Here is a 19,704-nt window from a genome sequence, read left to right as displayed (position 1 = left end):
CGAAGTAGGGTTCTTTTTTGTATCCGTGAATAGGTCTGAAATTGGAAATGACACATCCTTCGACCGACTGATGTTATTTTTTACGATACGATAATGGTATGTAGTCGAAAACCGAGTAATATATAGGTGTTTATCGTTAAAGATATAGCTTGAAACTGAAAACGAGCATTTGGGAGATAGTACAGGCAATCGTGAGGATATACGAGTATAGGTAACATTTGCTCGTTAGATTGCGATAGACGTAGGTTTACTGTTCATATTCCTTGACACGACGATAGAAAGTATTTGGCTTCATATCAAGTCTTCTCATGGCTTCTGTTGCAGTGATTTGTTCTGCCTTCCATTCTTTATATACCTTCTCAAAGACAGGTGTAATCGCTTGTTTGGGTCTTCCAAACTTCACTCCATTATTCAAGGCAACTTCAATACCTTCGGCTTGTCGTTGCTTGATGTTATCCCTTTCAAGTTCATACAAAGCACCGAAGACGGTTAGCATAAACTTCCCTTGTGGAGTGCCAGTATCAATACTCTCCTTTAAGCTAACAAGTTGTACTCCCTTTTCTTCGCACTCTTTAACAATACTTAGGAAGTCGTAAGTGCTTCTAGCAAGCCTAGAGATTGATTCTATGTAGATTGTGTCACCTTCTCTTACGAAGTCCAATAGGGCTTGTAGCTGAGGTCTGTTGCGATCTTTACCACTGACCTTCTCAGTGAACCATTTGCCGATCTGGTGTTGTTCTAATGCTTTCATTTGCCGATCTTCGTTTTGTTCAGCGGTTGATACTCTGACATAAGCAACGTTCATCTTGTTCATCTCCTATGCACTATCTTATGTCATAAAGTATACAAACATTTTTGAAATATTTCAATAGTTTAATCGGACTTATTGACATATAGTTTTGAAGGGTAATAGAACCTTGTCAATTTGTATACTTTTTGACATGCGCCAATGCGGATTATGCGTACTTCTAACAGCACTGGAGGAATTGCGTTAAGAAGACTTGTCAGAGTATCCCAACGCACCTCTAGAAGCCCTGTATGCGGTCTGATGATGTAAGTGGGGTGGGGGGTGGTTTATATCTATAATGTGCTAACCGCTTTCATAAATAGCCTAAGCACATCCAGAGAGCGACTATGAGTAAAATACGAAGCGATAACGTAAGGTATAAATAAAAAGCCCCCTCTGAAGAACAGAGAGGGACACAACTACTTGATCAATTCTTCTAGCGAGACGGGGAATAATGGTTTTACCAACTCATAAACTGCCGTAGCATATTGTTGAATTTCATATTGTGAGTCATGAGCAAGCCTTTGATTGAGGAAGTGACAAACAGACTGAAGTGAAGCTGTCCAATAATACGCTGTGTACATTCCATAAGCTGAAGGGATAAGCAGACGTGCTTGTTCAGGAGCGATACTATTTTCTAATGCCCATTCGTAATCCTTTAGCCCTTGTTCAATCTGCCGAAGTAATCTTTGTGTGGCTTCAAGACCGATTGTATCAGTTACAGGCTCTCCGCTTCCCTGCTTAGAGTTCTCAGGCTTACTTCGCCAATCAGTTGGGTTAGGAACATAATTTTCTACATCAATCGTTATGTATCTTCTAGAAGCTTCATTCCAAGCATCCATTGTGTGGTCACTTCCCACTACGTACTTCCAATGTTGCCTTGCTACCATAAGGGGGGCGTAAACTTCAAATTGGATAGTAGCATGACGGAATGGGGACATGTGATCTTCCCTTGCTAAAAACTTGATAAGCTTAACATCGTTAGGTGTAAGTTCCTTTGATTCTTTAGCGTAGGAAACCCTTGCACTATTTACAACGGATAAATCCCCACCCATATGGTCTACGAGTCTAACATACCCTTTATCAAGCACATTTATTTTCATGATAAGGCATCCCTCCTAAAATCATATCTTCTCAAAAAAATATCATAACAAATAATGGATAAGCGGACTAGACTCTTTATGTGATGATGTAAGATGGTTATACTCACCCTATATATTAATGTAAACTTTGTGGTCAAACCGTACTTTGTGCTTGGGTATACTACGGTGAACCGTATCACAAGTAACGGCAAGTTTTTTTGGAGTAAAGCTCGCAGAAGCCTATATTCACAGCATACCGGCCGTAGGAGCAGGGTAGGCCGCACTCCGGTTGGAGTAAAACGTAGATATTTTTCCTGAGAGATTGTTTATGCTACAGAATGATGATTTCCTTGAAGGGGCTTTTGCCGGTCTTCGGTGGGTCTTTTGGTATGGTCGAAAAAGCTTCTGGCTGAGACTATACGACGATTATTGCGGATATGCGGCCTGGAATGTTGTCATGGCGGGGATGGCCGGGTAATAGAGATGATTAGAACTTTCGAATTTGGCTGGAGTGAAGCCAATGAAACGGAGGGACAAATCATGGAGGCACAGACAGTATCAGGCATCAGCCCAGTACAAGCCATTGCAGCTTACGGTGGTACACAGAGCGATGTCAGTTCCCTGGAGAAACAGCGAAACCGGCTGATGATGGAGCTGGACAAGGCGAATGCGGCGCAGGGTAGCGAGATGCAGATTCCTTATCGCCGGGAGCAACTGCAGCGGCAAATCCGGCTGCTGGAGGCTCAATTGGTGCAGAAAAGCGGGAGCAGCACCCCGGTCAATTTTGTACCGGCTTCTCCGCTTCAAGACCATCTCCCGCTCTGGCGGACTGAAGGAAAGGGAGGCCTTAAAGTCATCGGTCTAACCGATCCCCGGACGGCGACGGTGAACCCGGAGGGCCATTTCGACGCGTTGATTTAGACCAGAAAGCGAAGGTACGGGAAACCCGGTAATGAACCGGCTTTTCCGTACCTTCTTGCTTTAAGAGGCGGCAGTGTATCGTTTCTACTGTACTAAACTATCCAATTCCGGCTTCAATTTGTTCCGCAGAACATACAGCATGACGGCACCGACAAGGAAGGCGACGGCATCCGCAATGACAAGCGACCAGACCACCCCGTGGAAGCCGTTCATGTGATTGGCGATATAAAGCACAGGAATCAGCGTAATTCCTTGAATAATTGACATAATAAACGCGGCCGTTCCTTGCGCTGTGGCTTGGAAGATCCCCGTAAACAATGTGGTCATCCCTGTAATGAACAAGGATAAGAACGTTACATGCAGAATGTAGCTACCCATTTCAATTAATTGCGGGTCATTTGTAAAAAGACCAATTAAATGGTCGGAAATCAAATAGACGACAATGCCGAATACGGCTGCTAACACCACGATTGCTTTACTCGTAAATCCAATGGTATGCTTCATGCGCAATTTATCCGCTGTAAAAGAGAAGGCAATAAGCGGCACAACTCCCTCGCATAAACCCATCAGAATAAACTCAGGAAACTGCAATAAACGTGATGAAATTCCGTAAGCCGCTACGGCCGAATCCCCATATTCGACAAGGAAATGGTTAAAGATGAGCGACATTGCCCCCAAAAAGATGCTCATAATAAAGACGGGAACTCCGATTTTGAATACATTGCCCAGAATGTCCTTGGTAGCCTTGAACCATTTGACGGAGACCGTTAAGAATTGGCTCTTATACCCCATATGGAAGGCGTAGTATACACTCGCAACCAAGTTAGAAATGACCGTAGCCGACGCAACGCCGATCACGTCCCATTGGAACACGAAGATGACGAGCGCATCGAGAATGATATTTACAACAACACTGAGAATCATACCGATCATAGACGTGATGGCTGCACCCTCTGAGCGCACGATATTCTCCAGCGTGAAGAATAATACAACGAACGGTGAACCGATAAGCATAACCGTGACATAGTCCTTCGTGAATCCGAAGGAGTCAGGCGTTGCCCCCAGGCCGTGTACGATTAGATCGATCAATGGGAGACCCACGGCTATCAGGATAAGTCCGAGAACTAAACTGCTGTAAAAAGCGAATGAAGACACATGCTTTACGTCATCATATCTCTTCTCTCCCAGCAAACGGGAGATGAATGTGCCGCTGCCCATGCCAATCAAGTTGCCCAGTGCCATAATGATTGCGAATAACGGCAAGGTTAGTGCGAGTGTGGTTAACATGGCCGTATTGTGGAGTGTGCCTAGGAAGTAGGCATTCAAAATGGAATATATGACATTCATTGATGTACCTAGCATCATCGGTACAGCGAAGTGAGCTACGGCTTTTGCTACCGGTGCTTTTTCAAAGTAATAGAGGTTTTCTGCATCCATGTTGGATCACTACTTTCTTTGTTTTTTCTAGACTAACAGTGTTAGATTGAACCTTACAGTGTTAGATGATATCATGAACCTAAGAACCTGTAAAGCATAAACTTACACTGTTAGATAAAAGGGCGGATAACGATGAAAAAGCAGCAGCCTCAAATTTCGGAGGATAGGATTCTGGAAGCCTCGTGGGAGCTTCTCGGAGAGGAGGACATTGAGAAATTCAGCATGAGACGATTGGCCGACAGGCTGGGGATTCAGGCTCCCTCCCTGTACTGGTACTTCAAGAGCAAACAAAATCTTTACCAGCGCCTGGCCAATCAGGTATCGAAGGTGATCCTGGAGGAGTTCCACTCCGAGGGGGATTGGAAGGAGCAACTGACAGGGCTTGCCGTAACAGTACGGAGCGTGCTCAGCCGATATCCCTGCTCCACTCAGCTCATGATGATGACGCTGCCCCACGAACCGGACATCATCCGGTTCACCAACCGTATGCTGCTCTGCGTGGAATCGACGCCGCTTGAGCAAGCGCAGAAAATGCAAGTGGTTACTACGCTTGTGAACTATGTTTTCTACTTCGTTCTGGACGATTATCAGCATGAGCGCAATGTCTCCGCGATCCTTAAGGACCAGGGAGCGCCTCCGGGTGAGGAGATGATTCGCCTTCTGGACTCCATGAGCGAGACGGATGCGGGACTGTTTCGGAGGATGTTCACGAACGGGCTGTTCGAGCTGATGGGGACCGACGGGGCATTTGAGTTCGGCTTGAAGCTGATTCTGCTCGGGATTGAGCAAGTGATCAAGGAGCAGGAGAAGTAGTATGTAAAAAACGCTCATCCGGTTATCGGATAGGCGTTTTCAATGAGGAATATATATGATATGAGGGGTTCAAGCCCAACAGCCTATACTTTTATTTCCAAGTCACCTATATTGAAAAGGATATCCAGACGCAGAATTAGTTAAATAAATTATGGACTTTAATACGCAGAGTGGCTTTCGGATTCTCAAAGAACATATATAGGAGAAACAGGGCCAATGGTAATGCCCAGCTTGTCGCTCATTTTGAAAAGGTGGTCTCTCAAAAACTTGCCGCTTCAGCCAGCGCGGTGAATCGTACCACAAATGATGGTAAACAGGGTTAGGCAAGAATTAATATTGGATAATCTCTTCATAAGCAGGTTAATGCAAAGGTGGATTTTTGTTAACGGTATAACTTCAAATACAGTGAGACTAAAGATGTTATTTGCCCAGGTATCACGATAAGAAACAGGAACGGTAACACGAAAATCCACAGCCATTTTATTCGATTCATGATCAGCTCTCCTTATAGTCAGCGGTTCTAAGGTACAACGAAATAAAAGGCCGACCCTTGTGAGACAGCCCCTTGCTTCTTGCACGGTTTTAAACTTATGATTCAATCTGTGCCTAGTAATGAATCAATTATGTTCAGGTGACTTTTTTATAAACCAACCCAGCACCAAAATAAGTATTGCAAGAATAAATTCAATCCAAAAAACCGTTTGTAGACCGAAAACCATGCTTTGTGTCTTCTCATGCATCGCAGTGGGATCGAGCGAATGGTGAAGATAACGATTGGCTCCAGACGACATGATGCCGACGAACAATGCGATGCCAATTCCCCCTGCAATCTGTTGGAGCGTATTGTATATGGCTGTGCCATGAGGGACCAGGTGACGTGGAAGTTGATTCAATCCTGCCGTCTGAGCCGGCATGACGACGAACGACATGCCTAAGAATAAGAGGACATGACCCAACAGAACGGAACCTTGTGTTGTATCACTGTCGATGCCGGCAAACAGCCACAACGATATGGCGATCAGGAACAGTCCGGGCACAATTACGAGCCTCGGCCCGAATTTATCGAATAATTTCCCCGATACCGGCATCAGTATCCCGTTCAAAATGTTACCTGGTATTAGAAGTAAGCCTGTCGCGAATGCTGTCAACTTCATCACATCCTGCATATAGAACGGCAGCAATGTTGTTGTGGCGAATAGAACCATCATCAGAATTACAATCAATACCGCAACCAGAGAAAAAGTGGGATGCCGGAATACGGAAAGATCAATCAACGGCTCTTTGATCATGAACTGGCGCCATACAAGCAAGAGCAAGAAAAGGCTGCCTATTGCAATCGATCCGTAACCTTCAGGCTCAAGAGAGACACTTGTCTGGCTGAAGCCGTAGGTGACGCAGCCGAAACCGACGGTTGACATTACAATGGATACAAGATCGACCCTTGGCTTGGTCAGTTCTGTCACATTTTTCAAGTATATGAATGCATAAATAATCGAAAACAGTGCGACGGGGATCACCATGTAGAACAGCCATCGCCAGTGAAAGGTATCAATGATCAACCCCGACAAAGCCGGTCCAATGACAGGGGCGACCATGATGACCAGCCCCATGAGACCCATGGCGGCACCCCGGCGTTCTGGAGGATAGAGGGCGAGAATCGTATTCATCATCAACGGGATCAATAATCCTGTCCCGCAAGCCTGAACAACCCTGCCCATCAGCAAGATTCCGAATCCCGGGGATACTGCACACAAGCAAGTACCGGCCAAAAATAACGCCATCGCAGACATAAACATCTGGCGAGTCGTGAACCATTGCTGTAGTAATGCGGTCACCGGCACCAGTACGCCGATAACGAGCATATAGCCTGTCGATAACCACTGTATGGTCGCGGCAGCAACGTTGAATTCCCGCATCAATCCAGGAAGCGCATTGGCAAGCAAATTTTCGTTAAGAAACGCAACAAATGCACCGATGAGTAGCGCGGTTAACATCGGCCCTCTCTTCATTCCACTTACCTCTTGAACCCGTTTGTTCATCTTTTACCTCCCGAATATTCATTGCCTTGACACCGAATCGCCAGCCTGTCGTGCAGATTATCCTACACCATCACTTTCTAACAAGGAATAAAAATTATCGCGGTCTTCGTTATCGAATTTGCCAAGCGTCCGTACCCTGACAAATTCATGTCCGCCATACATGTCTATTTCCTCGCCATACCTATTGTAGAGCGCGATCATATTGCCATCCCGATTCAACTCCATGTACCCGTAACATTTTGCCTCAGGCGCTTCACCGTAAAGGAGCATAAATCTGATTTTGTCCACTCTGTTCATGCAGCTCCTCCTTTTCTATTTTTCGTAATGAACCTGAATAAAATTTTACGTGAAACCGGATGAATTGGAAAAAGCGATATCGCTCTTCATACTCGGAAATTCATTCATATTTCGAAAGCATAAAGGGGGCTCCCCCACTATGTCGCTCATTCGCACATTATTTCTTGACAAGATGAGATTTGGGGATTATGATAACGTGCCGGTCAACTCTACAAGGTAAATCAATCTGGTACTCGGTCAGGGCGCGGAGAACCGTATCATAAATGTTTAAACTGAGGCCACTAAGTTGCAACAAAATGTCTTGATAATTATTTGGTATGGTTTCAATTCCTCGAAATGAAGGGATTTGACGCAATAACGTCGAATATTTGCCGAGTATTTAAAGAGGTGCTTGTTAATACCAGTTAGGGAATAATGAGAGAAAAGGAGGAATAGAAATGTCGTATATCGTTGATTTTAAAAATGTGTCTACGGCAGGTTTAGAGTCTTCACCTGTAGCAGAAGCGCTTGCTGGTTTACGTGCTAATGAAGCCCGTTACTTTATGAACAAATACAAACATGAATTTACGGTTGTACCAGCTGGCGAAAGCCAGGAGACCCTTGATTATGTGAACCGAATTTTGAAAGAAGAACGTGATATTGCGTTTGCGGCCAAACCTTTGGAAACGTCGCGTTTTCAAGTGGAAAATATCCAATTTTCCTACGTCTTTTATGAGGATGGTCTTGGGATCAATGTCATGTATACGGTTGATGACCCTAAGAAGCGGGCCGTTGGTTTTAAGCTTTCTGAGGGGATGGAGATACCAAGGGAGTTAGAAGGGAAGTTTAAGTTTGCTAGGCAGCAGTCTAAACTAGCTGGTACAATTCGGGGCTCGTTTTTTGTGATAAAAGGACAATATTAAAGTAAGCTATATGGGTGCGAGGATATTCGGGTACTGAATGGATTTGCAGGGCTTGTTGAGTCCTTTGTTACTCGCCCCTTTTGAGTGTGAAAAATATAAGCATCTGTTCCGAGTGGCGGAATAGAGGCTTTTCTACAAAAATTCGCGGTTACAGTGATACGGTGAACCGTATCACAAATAGTGGTAAAGCAGCGAGTTGAGTTAGAGGTCAATCTGAATGAATTCATTTAAGATGGCATAGGAAATTCGTGCATAAAGCGAAAGCATTTATTGCCTTATTGCTAGAAGAAATTCAGCGGCGGCAGCCTCCTAATCCAGACACAAACAAAAATGCGAGCCAGTAATAGTCGCATTTTTACCTAAGTTATCATGCTCTTGTAAGACCTGAACAAGTAATTTGACATTTAGTTAACGATCACTTACTATATTGTCATGAGCAAAAAACATATTGATAGTAAACGCGATGATATTATCAACGCCGCTGTAACTCTCTTCTCTCAAAAAGGCATCGACGGAACAAATGTTAAAGAAATAGGTAAACTAGTCGGTGTGACCGACGCGGCATTATATAAGCACTTCCCAAGTAAAACTGCTCTCGCTGAGCAAGTATACATTCATTACTTGGAACAGTATACGAAAGTTATTGATTATTTCGCTAACATGTCTATTCCCTTTAATGAAAAGTTAGCTTTTTTGATTCAGGAATTAATGAAAATGATAGCGGAGGATCGCTTCGGTTTTCTCCTGCTTGGACAAAATCATGACTGTCTCTCGGAGGTTCTTAGGAACCGCAGACAACCTGCCATGGCATTAGTTGATTTAATCCAAGCCGGTGTACATAATCATGAAATACCTAATCAAGATCCCTATTTAAGTGCTACTTTGTTCATCGGAGCTTTCTTGCGATTACCTATCCTTATGGATAACATGATTTTGCCTCAACAACTCGAACAAACCACGTTGCAAATTCAAGTTCGGATTGCTGGTTTACTTGGCTCAAAGTAGCCTTTTCTTTTTGATTATAAGGTTAGTGTTTATTAACCATATTTTATGGAGGTTATTTTCATGATTTGGAGCATTCTGGGGATCGTTGCTTTATTACTGATTGGTTCTGTATTGTTCTTCCTATTATATGCCTATTGGTATATATGCAATGTGAAGAAAAAAAAGTTAATCTATGAAATTGATGAATCAAAACAGAACGACGTTATTGAAAATATCATGTATAAGAAGGTGGATCGAAAGCAGTTACTTATGGATGTTTACCGACCTTCTAATCTTGAACCAAACGCGAAATTACCTGCTGTTCTTCTCGTACATGGCGAAGGTCTCGAAGTATTAATAAAAGACGCTAAAAATTGGGGATTGTACACTTCTTACGGAAAACTTTTAGCGAACATTGGGTTGATAGGTATTCCTTTTAATCATCGACGTGCAAATATGGATTTATCCAGAATCCATGAAGTTACAAGCGATATCTCCGATGCAATAAAATTTGTTAAGAGAAACGCAGTAAAATGGAGTATTGACGAGAACCGAATTTGTATCTGGACATTTTCTGTAGGCGGCGCATTCGTCGTCCCTCTTCTAAGTGAGAATAACCATAAGATCAAGTCATTTGTTACGTACTACAGTCTTCTGGATATCAGAAATTGGTCCGACAGCGTCAATGACGATAAGTATAAAGATTACTTTCCTGAACAATACCTATCCATATCACCTGAGAAGTTCCCGCCTTCTTTGGTCGTAAAATGTGAAAAAGATAGCGAACGTATTAATAAATCGATTGATCATTTTGTACATATAGCAAAGTTAAGGGATATAAAGTTCGACTATATCGTTCATTCTACGGGAAGGCATACTTTTGATGCTTTTGATGATAACAGCGAAACACGCCAAGTCATAAATCAAACGCTAGAATTCATAACAAGAAACACATGACCATAGCTATGAGTATAAGTCTAGGACTAGGCAAGCTTTAAAATAGCAATCGTTCCACACGTGATTGTTATCAATGTGCGAATACTATACTGTGAGAACGTAAATGTCGCAGCGAAGCAATCTTTTAACCCCCTTTACCTGGCGGTAAGAACATTAAAAACATCGTTTTCTGGTTTGCAAAAGAAGATGGATTGGCTCAAACTGCTTTACCAGTGAGTGAGGAGAGGAGAACCGTACCACAAATTAACGACATGTTTTTAGCAGGACATTAGCCTTAAACCCAGGAGGGTTAGGGCAACTGGTGTGACTTTCGTCACAGATAAAACACTCACATAGTATGTAATATGTTAAAATGTCAGAAGGGCATTACCGCTTCACTAACTTAATAGTTAGCAAGCTATGATTGCTATGGGGTCACACTATAGCAGGAGCAGCTTCTGGAGAGACTGCGGGAATTCTGCGGCGCCGAAGGGTTCACAATCTCAGGCAAAAGGACAGAAGAGTACTGAATGTATTTGTTATGCTGATCGTTGTCAGCAGGATAAGTATGATTCGATATTCTTATGAACCGGGAGATTGGAGGACATCCAGTCTCTTTTTTTGGCACCAAGGTATTGCATTCATAAGGGGGAACTAGGTATGGCACAACCAGAATTAAAGAGAGAGCTAGCAAATCGGCATGTTCAACTCATCGCAATCGGCGGCACCATTGGTACGGGATTATTCTTGGGATCGGGCAAAGCGATTCAACAGGCAGGCCCATCCATCATGCTTACGTATTTAATTGTGGGGATCGCCGTGTTTTTCGTAATGAGAGCGCTGGGAGAACTTCTGTTGTCTAAAGCGGGTTATCAATCGTTCACGGATATTGCTGAAGACTATCTTGGATCTCGGGCCGCGTTTATAACCGGTTGGACGTATTGGTTTTGCTGGATCATGACGGCTATGGCTGATGTAATCGCTGTTGGCGTATATGTGCAGTATTGGTTTGATATCCCGCAATGGGTGCCTGCCATCATCTGCCTGATCATTTTATTAGGACTTAATCTATTAACTGTAAAAAATTTCGGAGAACTCGAATTTTGGTTTGCTTTAATCAAAGTAATCACGATTCTCGCCTTAATTGGCATTGGGGTCATTTTGCTGGTCATGGGATTTAAGACGGATGCAGGATCGGTCACGATACGAAATCTTTGGGAACACGGGGGCGTTTTTCCGAACGGCATTTCAGGTTTTTTATTTTCCTTTCAAATGGTGGTATTCGCTTATGTCGGTGTGGAATTAGTGGGTGTATCGGCAGCGGAAACGGCGAATCCGGAAAAAAATATTCCATCGGCGATCAATAAAATTCCTCTACGGATTCTATTTTTCTACGTTGGCGCGCTTTTTGTCCTGCTGTGCATTAACCCATGGACGGAGCTCAGTCCGGCAGAAAGTCCTTTTGTTAAAACCTTTACTTTAGTAGGAATTCCGATTGCCGCAGGGATTATCAATTTCGTCGTACTAACTTCTGCCGCTTCCGCTTGCAACAGCGGGATGTTCTCCACAAGCCGGATTCTCTATAATTTGAGCAAGAAGGACCAGGCGTCCTCTCATTTTGCCAAACTGAATAAAAATCATGTACCCGGGAACTCGTTATTCATCTCCACGCTGGTCATATCCGTTGGCGCTCTTTTGAGTAAACTCATTCCGGAGCAGGCGTTTGGAATCGTGACAACGATAAGTGCCATTTGTTTCATTTGGGTGTGGGGCGTCGTCCTCGTCTGCCATATCAAGTATAAAAGGACCCGGCCGGAATTACAGGCAAAATCAAAATTCAAGGCACCCTTTACGCCATTTATTAACTATGTTGTCTTAGCATTGTTTGCCGGGATTCTCATCATTATGCTGTTCGCTAGAGAAACACGTCCGGCGTTATTGTTCACTCCGCTATGGTTTATTCTATTATTTTTATTGTATCCTGGTAGAAGCAAAAGGGAAAAAAGCAGCAGTATAGCAACGAGCACCAAATAGATTGGCTGTTATGAACGCATTGACTCCTCATGGAGTCGGTGCGTTTTTTTCTGCTCAGAGAAAGGCGGATTTTTTGCTATAATCGGGACTTTACAAAAGATAATTAGTTACAAAACAACGCAGCCCCGACAGACGAAATCCAAAATAGAAGTGATTCTTTCGTGTCTAGCCGTAGTCGATCCAAGACCCACCAAGAACAAAAGGAAAGCCTCTACAACCGTGTAGGGGTTTTTGTTTGATCATTGTCTATATTAAGTCTTAGTTTATATATACACAAAACAGGATTTTACGAACGTGTGTTAGTAAAACCGAACAGAATCTATGATGTCTTCTTATCTACTAGCAAATTAACTATCGTAAATCTTACTTTACTTAATGGAAAATTCTGTTATAATGAAATCAATCGAATTATTACATATTTTGTATTTTTGCATTTTTATTTAAAAAACTTGTAGCGATAAGGGAATCAAATTTCTATTTGTTGATACGCTGGGCCCAGCTGTCATATGAAATTTGAGGAGCGATGAAAATTCATGAAAAAAAGGTTGCTCAGTTTATTCTTTGTTGCCGCACTGACTCTTACTTTATCCGGGGTGGTAAATGCCGCTAATTCTGAATCTCAAGCTCAACCATCTAAATCAGTTGATATTGTAGAGTCTACCAACTACTACACTCCTTCTATCGCAAATGAACCTACAAAGGTAACCAAAATTGATGTAAAGGGAGTGGACAAAGAAACAGGTAGTATTATTAACGAAGATCAGTTTAAGAAATCCTTATTAAATTTCTTTAATTCGAATCCTGAGAAATATTCTACAAGCATTAAAGAATAACTATAAAGCTGCACAATTGGGCAAAAGCACGAACAATAATCAAAAAGAAGTAACTCCTTCTTTTGGTGAAGTCTCTCCTTCTTATATTGTTGGTCAGGGTTGGTCAACAGACCCGCATGTTACTTTTTCTCAAGATCGAGTTACTTATGCAACCTCATGGATTACAGAGGATAATTATCGGTCAAGCGTACCTATTACTGCTACCTATACTAAAACTCTGAAAACATCGGCCACATTGGGATTTACGGGATCAAATCTTATACAGAGTAAAATGGGTTTCTCAGCATCCTTTAATGTTGAACAAACTACAACTATTACACAAGGAGCTAACGTTCCGGCTTGGACAGTTTGGGGGATGAGGCCTTATATTAAATATAACCTTGAAGAATGGGAAGGGATCTATTATTATATTGACTCGACTGGTGGAATTGTACAAGTAATTGAAGGCTCCGTAACTGGAACAAACAAAAAACTTATTACAAAATCGAATGAGTATTGGTCCCGCACCAACACTACACACGACCTCAATGCAACAACCCCAACTCCTCCAACGGGTGTTCCTAATGTATAATATACAATAGAAGAACTAGTTTGGATGGAGGGAGGATTGCGATGGGTAACCAGAGGAATATCTTGCTTATCATATATGGTGTATTAGTTTTTATACTTGGTGTCTTATTTGTTCCGGTTAAAAAAGTATGGGGCCCGGAGAATAATCTTACTGTTCAAGAAGTAACATATGCTCCACTTTGGAGGCTGACTAATAAGAGCCAAGATATTAATGGCTTCAATCCCATTTATGAATTACAAACTGAACGGTTACTCTACACTATATTTATAGTTACATTAATATTTTTTGTCATTTACATTTTTCTTTTTCAAAAGAAAAATAAGTAATTTAATTGTTTAAGTGTGATTAACGTAAAACTTCCTGTGAGAATCCTTATTCTATAAGGATTCTTTTTTATTTACAAGGGTGTAAGAGGACAAGAGCCTTAATTGCGGCTAGGAACAATTGACATTGAGAACACAACCAACGGGAACTAAGGCAAGTCTGAAATTTCTTTTTTAACTATTTGAAATTGATAAATTTGACTTTTCGTAGTGCCTTGGCACCGGAATCGTCAGGCTATCGTGCAGATTATCCCACACCATTACTTTCTAACAAGGAAAAAAATTATCACGGTCTTCGTCATCGAATTTGCCAAGTGCCCGTACCCTGACATATTCATGTCCGCCATACATGTCTATTTCCTCACCGTACCTATTGTAGAGCGCGATCATATTGCCATCTTGATTCAACTCCATGTACCCGTAACATTTTGCTTCAGGCGCCTCACCGTAAAAGAGCGTAAATCTGATTTTGATCACTCTGTGCATGCAGATCCTCCTTTTCTGTCTTTCGTATTGGCTTTGAATTTATACAATATCCCCCATAAAATGTAAACAGTGATCCGGCCTTCGTCATCTAATTTGAAACGTGCTTTCGACGAGCGGCGTAAGAGTTAAATCAAAAAACCCCCGGCAATCCCGCCGGGGGTTCAACTATGCATAAATAAAGTTTGCACACAAAGAAGCACTATGCTATGATTGAAGAACTACTGGTGTCGTTTAAAAAAACTACGTGGAAAACCCATCTTATTTACACTTTTATCTTACCACACGACATTACGGTTTGTCAAACTTTCTTTTTCTTCAAATTTAAATGAAGGAGTGCATGCAGGAAGATGATAAGCGCGGAGGATTGGAAGCAAGAACAGGACCGGCTGGAGCTGGTTACGGAAAAGCTGCAAGCGAGAATCACCGAACTGGAGCCGGAGGTGGCCGGGCTGCATGATCAGGCGGTGGACATCCGCAAACAATTTTGGCAGGAAGTTACCGTAAACACAAGTACGGACGAAGATTTTGAAGAGACCTTCTACAGTATCAGGCAGCAAGAAGCATTATTGTCCGAACGGGAGCGAAGCCACAGGCAACGCGTGCAGCAATGGAAAAACATGAAACGGCTGCTGTCATCTCCCTACTTTGGGCGCATTGATTTCCACGAGGATGGCTTAAGCTCTACCGAGCAGGTCTATATCGGCGTGTCATCTTTCGTCGATTCAGACGGCATGAGTTTCCTGGTCTATGACTGGCGTACTCCAATCGCGAGTATGTATTACGATTATTCCCCGGGAGCGGCTGGATATGACACGCCGGACGGAACCATCCCGGGGACGATGAAGCTGAAACGGCAGTATCAGATCCGCGAGGGCAGACTTCAGAACGTGTTCGACACGAGCGTAACGATCGGAGACGAATTACTGCAGCAGGTGCTTGGCAAGGGCGCGGACAATCAGATGAAGAGCATTGTCGCGACGATCCAGAAGGAGCAAAACGCCATTATCCGCGAAGACAAAAGCCGGATGCTCGTCGTGCAGGGGTCGGCCGGCAGCGGGAAAACCTCGGCGGCGCTGCAGCGGGTGGCGTACCTGCTGTATAAGCACCGCGAGCGGCTCAAGGCGCACCAAATCGTTCTTTTCTCGCCTAATCCGATGTTTAACAGCTATGTATCTACCGTTCTTCCCGAGCTCGGTGAAGAAAACATGCAGCAGACGACCTTCCAGGAATATCTGGACCACTGGCTTGGCAAGACGTTCCATATAGAAGACCCCTTTGACCAGATCGAATACGTGCTGACAGAAGCATCAAGCCAAGGGTATGAGGCCCGGATAAAAGGGATTGAGTATAAGGCATCCGCAGACTTTCTGCAAGCTCTTCAGAATTATGCGCAGTGGCTGGAGCAGGAGGGCATGCGCTTCAAAAGCATCCGCTTTCGGGATCGTGATTTGATCACGGCCAAGCAAATGGAATCCACATTTTATAGCTATGATCCTTCCATTCGCATGACCAATCGCATTGCTATGCTGCAGGAGTGGCTGCTGCGTGAATTGACCTTGCTCGAAAGCAAGGAATGTGAGGCGCTCTGGGTGCAGGAGGAGCTGGATTATCTGGGCAAGGATCAGTACGCCGAAGCGTATCATGCACTGCACAAGGAGAGGGGCGTGTTTGACTTTGCCGAGCAGTATGAAAAGGTCCGCGAAAGGCTGGACAGCAAGCGCAGACCGGACGAGGGCGATTTCGACTATGCCGAGCGGGAGGAAGAGCTGCTGCGCCGGATGATCGTGAAGGAGCAGTTTAAACCGCTGAAGCGAAGCGTGAAGCGGATGTTGTTCATCGATATGGCCCAGCTGTACGTCCAGCTGTTTCAAGATGAAGATGCTTTTAAGAAGATGACCAATGGAGCGGCGATGCCCTCGCTTTGGCCGGAAATCTGTGATCAGACCAAGGAGAAGCTCGGCCGGCTCGAACTCTTCTATGAAGATGCGACACCGTACCTGTATTTAAAAGAGCTCATCGAGTGCGTTCGGACGAACACGGAGATACGGCATGTAATCGTCGATGAGGGTCAGGATTATTCGATGTTTCAATATGAGTTCCTCAACAAAGTGTTCCCCCGTGCCCGTATGACGGTGCTTGGCGATTTCGGTCAGGCCATTTTTGCTCAGGCAACGGAGCTGTATGGTGAAGATTCGCCGCTCATCCGGCTTTACGGAGGATCTGACACGAGCTTGTTCCGCCTGGTTCGCAGTTACCGGTCAACCCGCGAGATTGTGGAATTCACGAAGTCTCTGCTGCCGAATGCCAAGGAGATCGTATCCTTTGAACGAAGCGGCAGGAGACCGCTCCTTTCTAAGGCGGGCAGCGGCGAGAAGCGGGCAGCGCGAATAGCTGAGCATCTCGCGGCGCTTCAGGCGGAAGGCTTCGTCTCCATCGGCGTCATTACGAAGACAGCGGCCGAAAGCAAAGAGGCTTATGATCTCTTGACGTCTCAGGGATGCCAGGGGCTGAAGCTTGTGACGAAGAGCACGCCCACCTTTGAGAAGGGAACTTTGATAATCCCCGTGTATCTCGCTAAGGGCGTTGAATTCGATGCCGTTCTAATCTACGACGCATCTTCGCAGACGTATCATCGGGAGAGCGAGCGCAAGCTTTTTTATACCGCATGCACGCGTGCTATGCATCGGCTTCTGCTGTACGCAGCAGGAGAGTGGACCCCATTCATTCAGGCATTGGATAAGTCCTTGTATGAGGTAGAGCAATAAGAGGGTGCTTTTGGATATAGGTATCGAATAAGTCCGCGCTCATGGTGCTAAAATGAAGAGACCCATCGAATTTCTAATTTCGATGGGTCTTGATTGTCTATTCTAACATATGATCAAGCTTATCATCCGCGAGTTGCACAGCCTTCCAACAGGAACGGATTACTTCATGCACGCTGTCGCTGGTTAATTCGAAGATCCCTTGCAGATGGGCTTTCAAAATGTAAACTAATGTCCCGTAATGCATCTGCACCATCAGCTTCGGATTCAGGGGGATAAACAACTTCTGCTGAATGGCTTCTTCATACAACTTGTTCATAGGCCCGCACCAGCCATCTGTATAGACTGCCTGCTTCACCTCGTCATAAATGTAAGGCGAGAATGAATACTGCTCAATAAATTGAAAGCCCTGTGGATATTTTTTACCCAAGTCGACAACCCGATTCCAACCTAATTCGAACTTTTCACGAATCGTTTTGCCCTGCAATAAACCTTCGCGCACATACTCTCCGTTGAATGTGACAATTGCTTTGTACAATTCATTTACAATATCTTCTTTACTTTGAAAGTAATGATAAATGTTCCCGGTCGATACGCCAGATTCCTTGGCTATTAGCGCCATTGAGGTCGCCTGTAATTCCTTCCGAATGATAATGTTAAGTGTCGTGTCGAGGACGGCCCGCTGCACCTTGTTGTATTTCTCAAACATTTAGCTCTTCCTTTCCCACCATCAAATCGAACGTTCATTCTGATTTAGAATATACTTAATACGTTCTTCAGTCAATACAGCCTCATGGTAGTAGCGGGAGAAGGTTATAATATCGTTACATATAATTTTTAGCGATTGTCTCCAAATAATCCTCAATCGGCACAGAGTTTCTAAGAGCCATCAGGTCGTTGCCTGTTGCGCCGATAACGGTACGGAACTTCTTGCTTTCCCCCGTCGCCAGAGCGACAATGGCATCCACAATGATTTGAGGGTCATCCAGACGGCCGCTGGTATCAGCGGTATTCATTAAATGTTGCACTTTCGCCATCAAATCATCGTAGTCTTTAAGGTTCTCATCTCTGTTCCAAGTGATACTTTCCTTAAAATTATTTCCTGTAGACCCGCCCTGCTCGATCAATCTAAGCTCGATATTGAACGGCTTCAGTTCGTAATAAAGACCTTCCGTCAATCCTTCCAAAGCGAACTTGGACATGTTATAAAGCGATCCAAGCGGCACCGCTGTCGTGATCCCCATGAAGGAGCTGATATTGATAAACATGCCCCCTCGATTAGCTCTGTAATGCGGCAAAAATTTACGAATAACATTGATCGGTCCCCGCGTATTAACGGCGAACTGCCAATCGATCGCGTCCTCTTTGGCTAGCTCCAACGGGCCGTAAGTGCCCATACCGGCATTATTGACGACGACATCAATTTTCCCGAATGCGGCTATGGCTTGTTCCACGGCCATTTGAACCTGCTCCACTTTTGTGACATCCAGTTTAAAAATTTTAATATTGTCATAAGCCGTAAGTTCGGTTTCTTTCTCGGGCGTACGAATGGTGGCCGCTACGTTCCAGCCCAATTGAGCAAATCGAATCGCCGTTAGTTTACCCAATCCTGAACTGGTCCCCGTAATAAAGACTGTTTTACTCATCATAAAACCTCCAATATATAAATTGAACATTCATTCTATAGCTAACAATAGATTAGATCGAATGCTCATTCTAATCCTATTATACAGTAATCCGTTTGTCAACGAACGACTCATTTTTTGATCGACTAAGTAGGCACTATCACCGATGTTCAATACAAACAACAACGAAGGAACTGCCGAGGCACCTCCTTTCGCATTGTTAGCCGATGATTCCGTTAAGCTGAACCATGTCATAAAAGCAGCAAAGTTTTTTGGGAAAACCTGAAGAAGCCTGGCAGAAGTGTGTTGAGTAATGACGAATCCAATGCAGGGTGTCTGCCACAGGTTCAAAAACTCATGATTCCAGGGTCGGCCGAATACAGCGACTTCGACGTCTTCAAATAGACAAACGAGTCCGTGTTTTTTACGTCGGGAATGCTGCGAATCTTTTGAATGATTTCCAGTAAGGAGTTTGTGTTATGGTAGGCTACTTCAACGATAATCTCATAATTTCCCGCGCAGATCGTCAAAAATGTGATTTGTTCGTATTCGGCAAGAATGTCGGCAACCTTTTCGATATTACCCGACACCTGGATGCCTAGCATGGCTATTTGGGCTGCATTCAATTTGATTAAGTTGGGAATCGCTACGATGCGGATGTACCCTTCTCGGATCAGTCTTTGCATTCTAACGCGTATCCGAGTCTCGGACAACGATACATATTGCGCTAGCTCCCGGTATGATGCGCGTCCGTCGTTGGTCAAAATCCGAATGAGTTGATGATCTACCTCGTCAGGAACATACTCATGATTCGTAGCTTTTGTCATAGGGAGTCACCTTTTATGTATTTGTTTTTAAAGAAATACAACAAC

The 19,704-nt window shown here is 43.9% G+C and carries 19 protein-coding genes, 1 pseudogene and 1 riboswitch; of the genes and pseudogenes, 11 read left to right on the top strand and 9 right to left on the bottom strand.

Features of this window, described 5'->3' with window-relative positions:
- Nucleotides 1-247: 247 nt before the first annotated feature.
- Together KP014_RS02740 and thyX are read right to left on the bottom strand one after the other, a co-directional pair.
- Nucleotides 248-805 carry a recombinase family protein gene (locus KP014_RS02740; RefSeq protein WP_216700450.1) on the bottom strand — a complete coding sequence of 186 codons (558 nt, stop codon included), beginning with the start codon at nt 803-805 and terminating at the stop codon, nt 248-250.
- A 401-nt stretch (nt 806-1,206) separates the two neighbouring features.
- A complete protein-coding gene (gene thyX / locus KP014_RS02735; protein ID WP_036601516.1) occupies nt 1,207-1,890 on the bottom strand; it encodes an FAD-dependent thymidylate synthase in 684 nt (227 codons plus the stop codon).
- A 307-nt stretch (nt 1,891-2,197) separates the two neighbouring features.
- Here thyX and KP014_RS02730 point away from each other — a divergent pair, with 307 nt between their 5' ends.
- Together KP014_RS02730 and KP014_RS02725 are read left to right on the top strand one after the other, a co-directional pair.
- Nucleotides 2,198-2,347 (top strand): hypothetical protein, encoded by a 150-nt coding sequence (locus KP014_RS02730; protein WP_175491926.1) that lies wholly within the window; start codon nt 2,198-2,200, stop codon nt 2,345-2,347.
- Between the two features lie 62 nt (nt 2,348-2,409).
- Nucleotides 2,410-2,790, top strand: a complete 381-nt coding sequence (locus KP014_RS02725) for a hypothetical protein (RefSeq protein WP_090834524.1) — start codon at nt 2,410-2,412, stop codon at nt 2,788-2,790.
- Between the two features lie 84 nt (nt 2,791-2,874).
- Here KP014_RS02725 and KP014_RS02720 read toward each other — a convergent pair whose 3' ends face one another.
- The gene (locus KP014_RS02720; protein WP_036601521.1) at nt 2,875-4,227 is read right to left on the bottom strand and encodes an MATE family efflux transporter; all 1,353 of its coding nucleotides are present in this window, start codon (nt 4,225-4,227) and stop codon (nt 2,875-2,877) included.
- A 132-nt stretch (nt 4,228-4,359) separates the two neighbouring features.
- Here KP014_RS02720 and KP014_RS02715 point away from each other — a divergent pair, with 132 nt between their 5' ends.
- Nucleotides 4,360-5,040 carry a TetR/AcrR family transcriptional regulator gene (locus KP014_RS02715; protein WP_025333024.1) on the top strand — a complete coding sequence of 227 codons (681 nt, stop codon included), beginning with the start codon at nt 4,360-4,362 and terminating at the stop codon, nt 5,038-5,040.
- 617 nt (nt 5,041-5,657) lie between these two features.
- Here the strand turns inward: KP014_RS02715 and KP014_RS02710 are convergent.
- On the bottom strand, nt 5,658-7,079 hold the full coding sequence (locus tag KP014_RS02710; protein ID WP_036601525.1) for an MDR family MFS transporter: 1,422 nt from the start codon (nt 7,077-7,079) through the stop codon (nt 5,658-5,660).
- A gap of 57 nt (nt 7,080-7,136) precedes the next feature.
- A complete protein-coding gene (locus KP014_RS02705) occupies nt 7,137-7,376 on the bottom strand; it encodes a hypothetical protein (RefSeq protein ID WP_036601527.1) in 240 nt (79 codons plus the stop codon).
- A gap of 437 nt (nt 7,377-7,813) precedes the next feature.
- Here KP014_RS02705 and KP014_RS02700 point away from each other — a divergent pair, with 437 nt between their 5' ends.
- From KP014_RS02700 to KP014_RS02670, 7 genes are all read left to right on the top strand, one after another.
- Nucleotides 7,814-8,278: a hypothetical protein gene (locus tag KP014_RS02700; RefSeq protein WP_036601529.1), complete on the top strand. Its 465-nt coding sequence runs from the start codon at nt 7,814-7,816 to the stop codon at nt 8,276-8,278.
- A 432-nt stretch (nt 8,279-8,710) separates the two neighbouring features.
- Complete coding sequence (locus tag KP014_RS02695) at nt 8,711-9,283, top strand: TetR/AcrR family transcriptional regulator (RefSeq protein ID WP_036601532.1); 573 nt, start codon at nt 8,711-8,713, stop codon at nt 9,281-9,283.
- A 60-nt stretch (nt 9,284-9,343) separates the two neighbouring features.
- The gene (locus KP014_RS02690; protein ID WP_036601534.1) at nt 9,344-10,219 is read left to right on the top strand and encodes an alpha/beta hydrolase; all 876 of its coding nucleotides are present in this window, start codon (nt 9,344-9,346) and stop codon (nt 10,217-10,219) included.
- A gap of 427 nt (nt 10,220-10,646) precedes the next feature.
- Nucleotides 10,647-10,727, top strand: a riboswitch (glycine riboswitch).
- 131 nt (nt 10,728-10,858) lie between these two features.
- Complete coding sequence (locus KP014_RS02685) at nt 10,859-12,232, top strand: amino acid permease (RefSeq protein WP_036601536.1); 1,374 nt, start codon at nt 10,859-10,861, stop codon at nt 12,230-12,232.
- 533 nt (nt 12,233-12,765) lie between these two features.
- Complete coding sequence (locus tag KP014_RS02680; RefSeq protein WP_036601538.1) at nt 12,766-13,065, top strand: hypothetical protein; 300 nt, start codon at nt 12,766-12,768, stop codon at nt 13,063-13,065.
- 16 nt (nt 13,066-13,081) lie between these two features.
- Nucleotides 13,082-13,636, top strand: coding sequence for a hypothetical protein (locus KP014_RS02675; RefSeq protein WP_139210641.1), 555 nt, complete (start codon nt 13,082-13,084; stop codon nt 13,634-13,636).
- 41 nt (nt 13,637-13,677) lie between these two features.
- Entirely contained in the window at nt 13,678-13,962 is a 285-nt protein-coding gene (locus KP014_RS02670) for a hypothetical protein (protein WP_036601541.1), read from the top strand.
- Between the two features lie 244 nt (nt 13,963-14,206).
- On the opposite strand, the pseudogene KP014_RS02665 reads toward KP014_RS02670, so the two are convergent.
- Nucleotides 14,207-14,445 (bottom strand): annotated as a pseudogene (locus tag KP014_RS02665) (hypothetical protein).
- Nucleotides 14,446-14,792: 347 nt separating this feature from the next.
- Between KP014_RS02665 and helD the strand changes: the two are divergent.
- Nucleotides 14,793-17,210, top strand: a complete 2,418-nt coding sequence (gene helD, locus KP014_RS02660; protein WP_036601544.1) for an RNA polymerase recycling motor HelD — start codon at nt 14,793-14,795, stop codon at nt 17,208-17,210.
- A 97-nt stretch (nt 17,211-17,307) separates the two neighbouring features.
- On the opposite strand, the gene KP014_RS02655 is transcribed toward helD, so the two are convergent.
- From KP014_RS02655 to KP014_RS02645, 3 genes are all read right to left on the bottom strand, one after another.
- The gene (locus tag KP014_RS02655; protein WP_051500485.1) at nt 17,308-17,916 is read right to left on the bottom strand and encodes a TetR/AcrR family transcriptional regulator; all 609 of its coding nucleotides are present in this window, start codon (nt 17,914-17,916) and stop codon (nt 17,308-17,310) included.
- 115 nt (nt 17,917-18,031) lie between these two features.
- Entirely contained in the window at nt 18,032-18,856 is an 825-nt protein-coding gene (locus KP014_RS02650) for an SDR family oxidoreductase (protein WP_246590630.1), read from the bottom strand.
- Nucleotides 18,857-19,179: 323 nt separating this feature from the next.
- Entirely contained in the window at nt 19,180-19,659 is a 480-nt protein-coding gene (locus tag KP014_RS02645; protein ID WP_036601548.1) for an Lrp/AsnC family transcriptional regulator, read from the bottom strand.
- Nucleotides 19,660-19,704: the final 45 nt, after the last annotated feature.

The sequence above is a fragment of the Paenibacillus sophorae genome, from assembly GCF_018966525.1.
Classification (GTDB): domain Bacteria; phylum Bacillota; class Bacilli; order Paenibacillales; family Paenibacillaceae; genus Paenibacillus_AQ; species Paenibacillus_AQ sophorae.
Note: the sequence above shows the minus strand (reverse complement) of the source record. Positions and strands in the feature narration are given on the sequence as shown.

Coding starts and splice junctions, on each gene's coding strand:
- KP014_RS02740 (WP_216700450.1), bottom strand. CDS start 805: ATGAACGTTGCTTATGTCAGAGTATCAACCGCTGAACAAAACGAAGAT.
- thyX (WP_036601516.1), bottom strand. CDS start 1,890: ATGAAAATAAATGTGCTTGATAAAGGGTATGTTAGACTCGTAGACCAT.
- KP014_RS02730 (WP_175491926.1), top strand. CDS start 2,198: ATGCTACAGAATGATGATTTCCTTGAAGGGGCTTTTGCCGGTCTTCGG.
- KP014_RS02725 (WP_090834524.1), top strand. CDS start 2,410: ATGGAGGCACAGACAGTATCAGGCATCAGCCCAGTACAAGCCATTGCA.
- KP014_RS02720 (WP_036601521.1), bottom strand. CDS start 4,227: ATGGATGCAGAAAACCTCTATTACTTTGAAAAAGCACCGGTAGCAAAA.
- KP014_RS02715 (WP_025333024.1), top strand. CDS start 4,360: ATGAAAAAGCAGCAGCCTCAAATTTCGGAGGATAGGATTCTGGAAGCC.
- KP014_RS02710 (WP_036601525.1), bottom strand. CDS start 7,079: ATGAACAAACGGGTTCAAGAGGTAAGTGGAATGAAGAGAGGGCCGATG.
- KP014_RS02705 (WP_036601527.1), bottom strand. CDS start 7,376: ATGAACAGAGTGGACAAAATCAGATTTATGCTCCTTTACGGTGAAGCG.
- KP014_RS02700 (WP_036601529.1), top strand. CDS start 7,814: ATGTCGTATATCGTTGATTTTAAAAATGTGTCTACGGCAGGTTTAGAG.
- KP014_RS02695 (WP_036601532.1), top strand. CDS start 8,711: ATGAGCAAAAAACATATTGATAGTAAACGCGATGATATTATCAACGCC.
- KP014_RS02690 (WP_036601534.1), top strand. CDS start 9,344: ATGATTTGGAGCATTCTGGGGATCGTTGCTTTATTACTGATTGGTTCT.
- KP014_RS02685 (WP_036601536.1), top strand. CDS start 10,859: ATGGCACAACCAGAATTAAAGAGAGAGCTAGCAAATCGGCATGTTCAA.
- KP014_RS02680 (WP_036601538.1), top strand. CDS start 12,766: ATGAAAAAAAGGTTGCTCAGTTTATTCTTTGTTGCCGCACTGACTCTT.
- KP014_RS02670 (WP_036601541.1), top strand. CDS start 13,678: ATGGGTAACCAGAGGAATATCTTGCTTATCATATATGGTGTATTAGTT.
- helD (WP_036601544.1), top strand. CDS start 14,793: ATGATAAGCGCGGAGGATTGGAAGCAAGAACAGGACCGGCTGGAGCTG.
- KP014_RS02655 (WP_051500485.1), bottom strand. CDS start 17,916: ATGTTTGAGAAATACAACAAGGTGCAGCGGGCCGTCCTCGACACGACA.
- KP014_RS02650 (WP_246590630.1), bottom strand. CDS start 18,856: ATGATGAGTAAAACAGTCTTTATTACGGGGACCAGTTCAGGATTGGGT.
- KP014_RS02645 (WP_036601548.1), bottom strand. CDS start 19,659: ATGACAAAAGCTACGAATCATGAGTATGTTCCTGACGAGGTAGATCAT.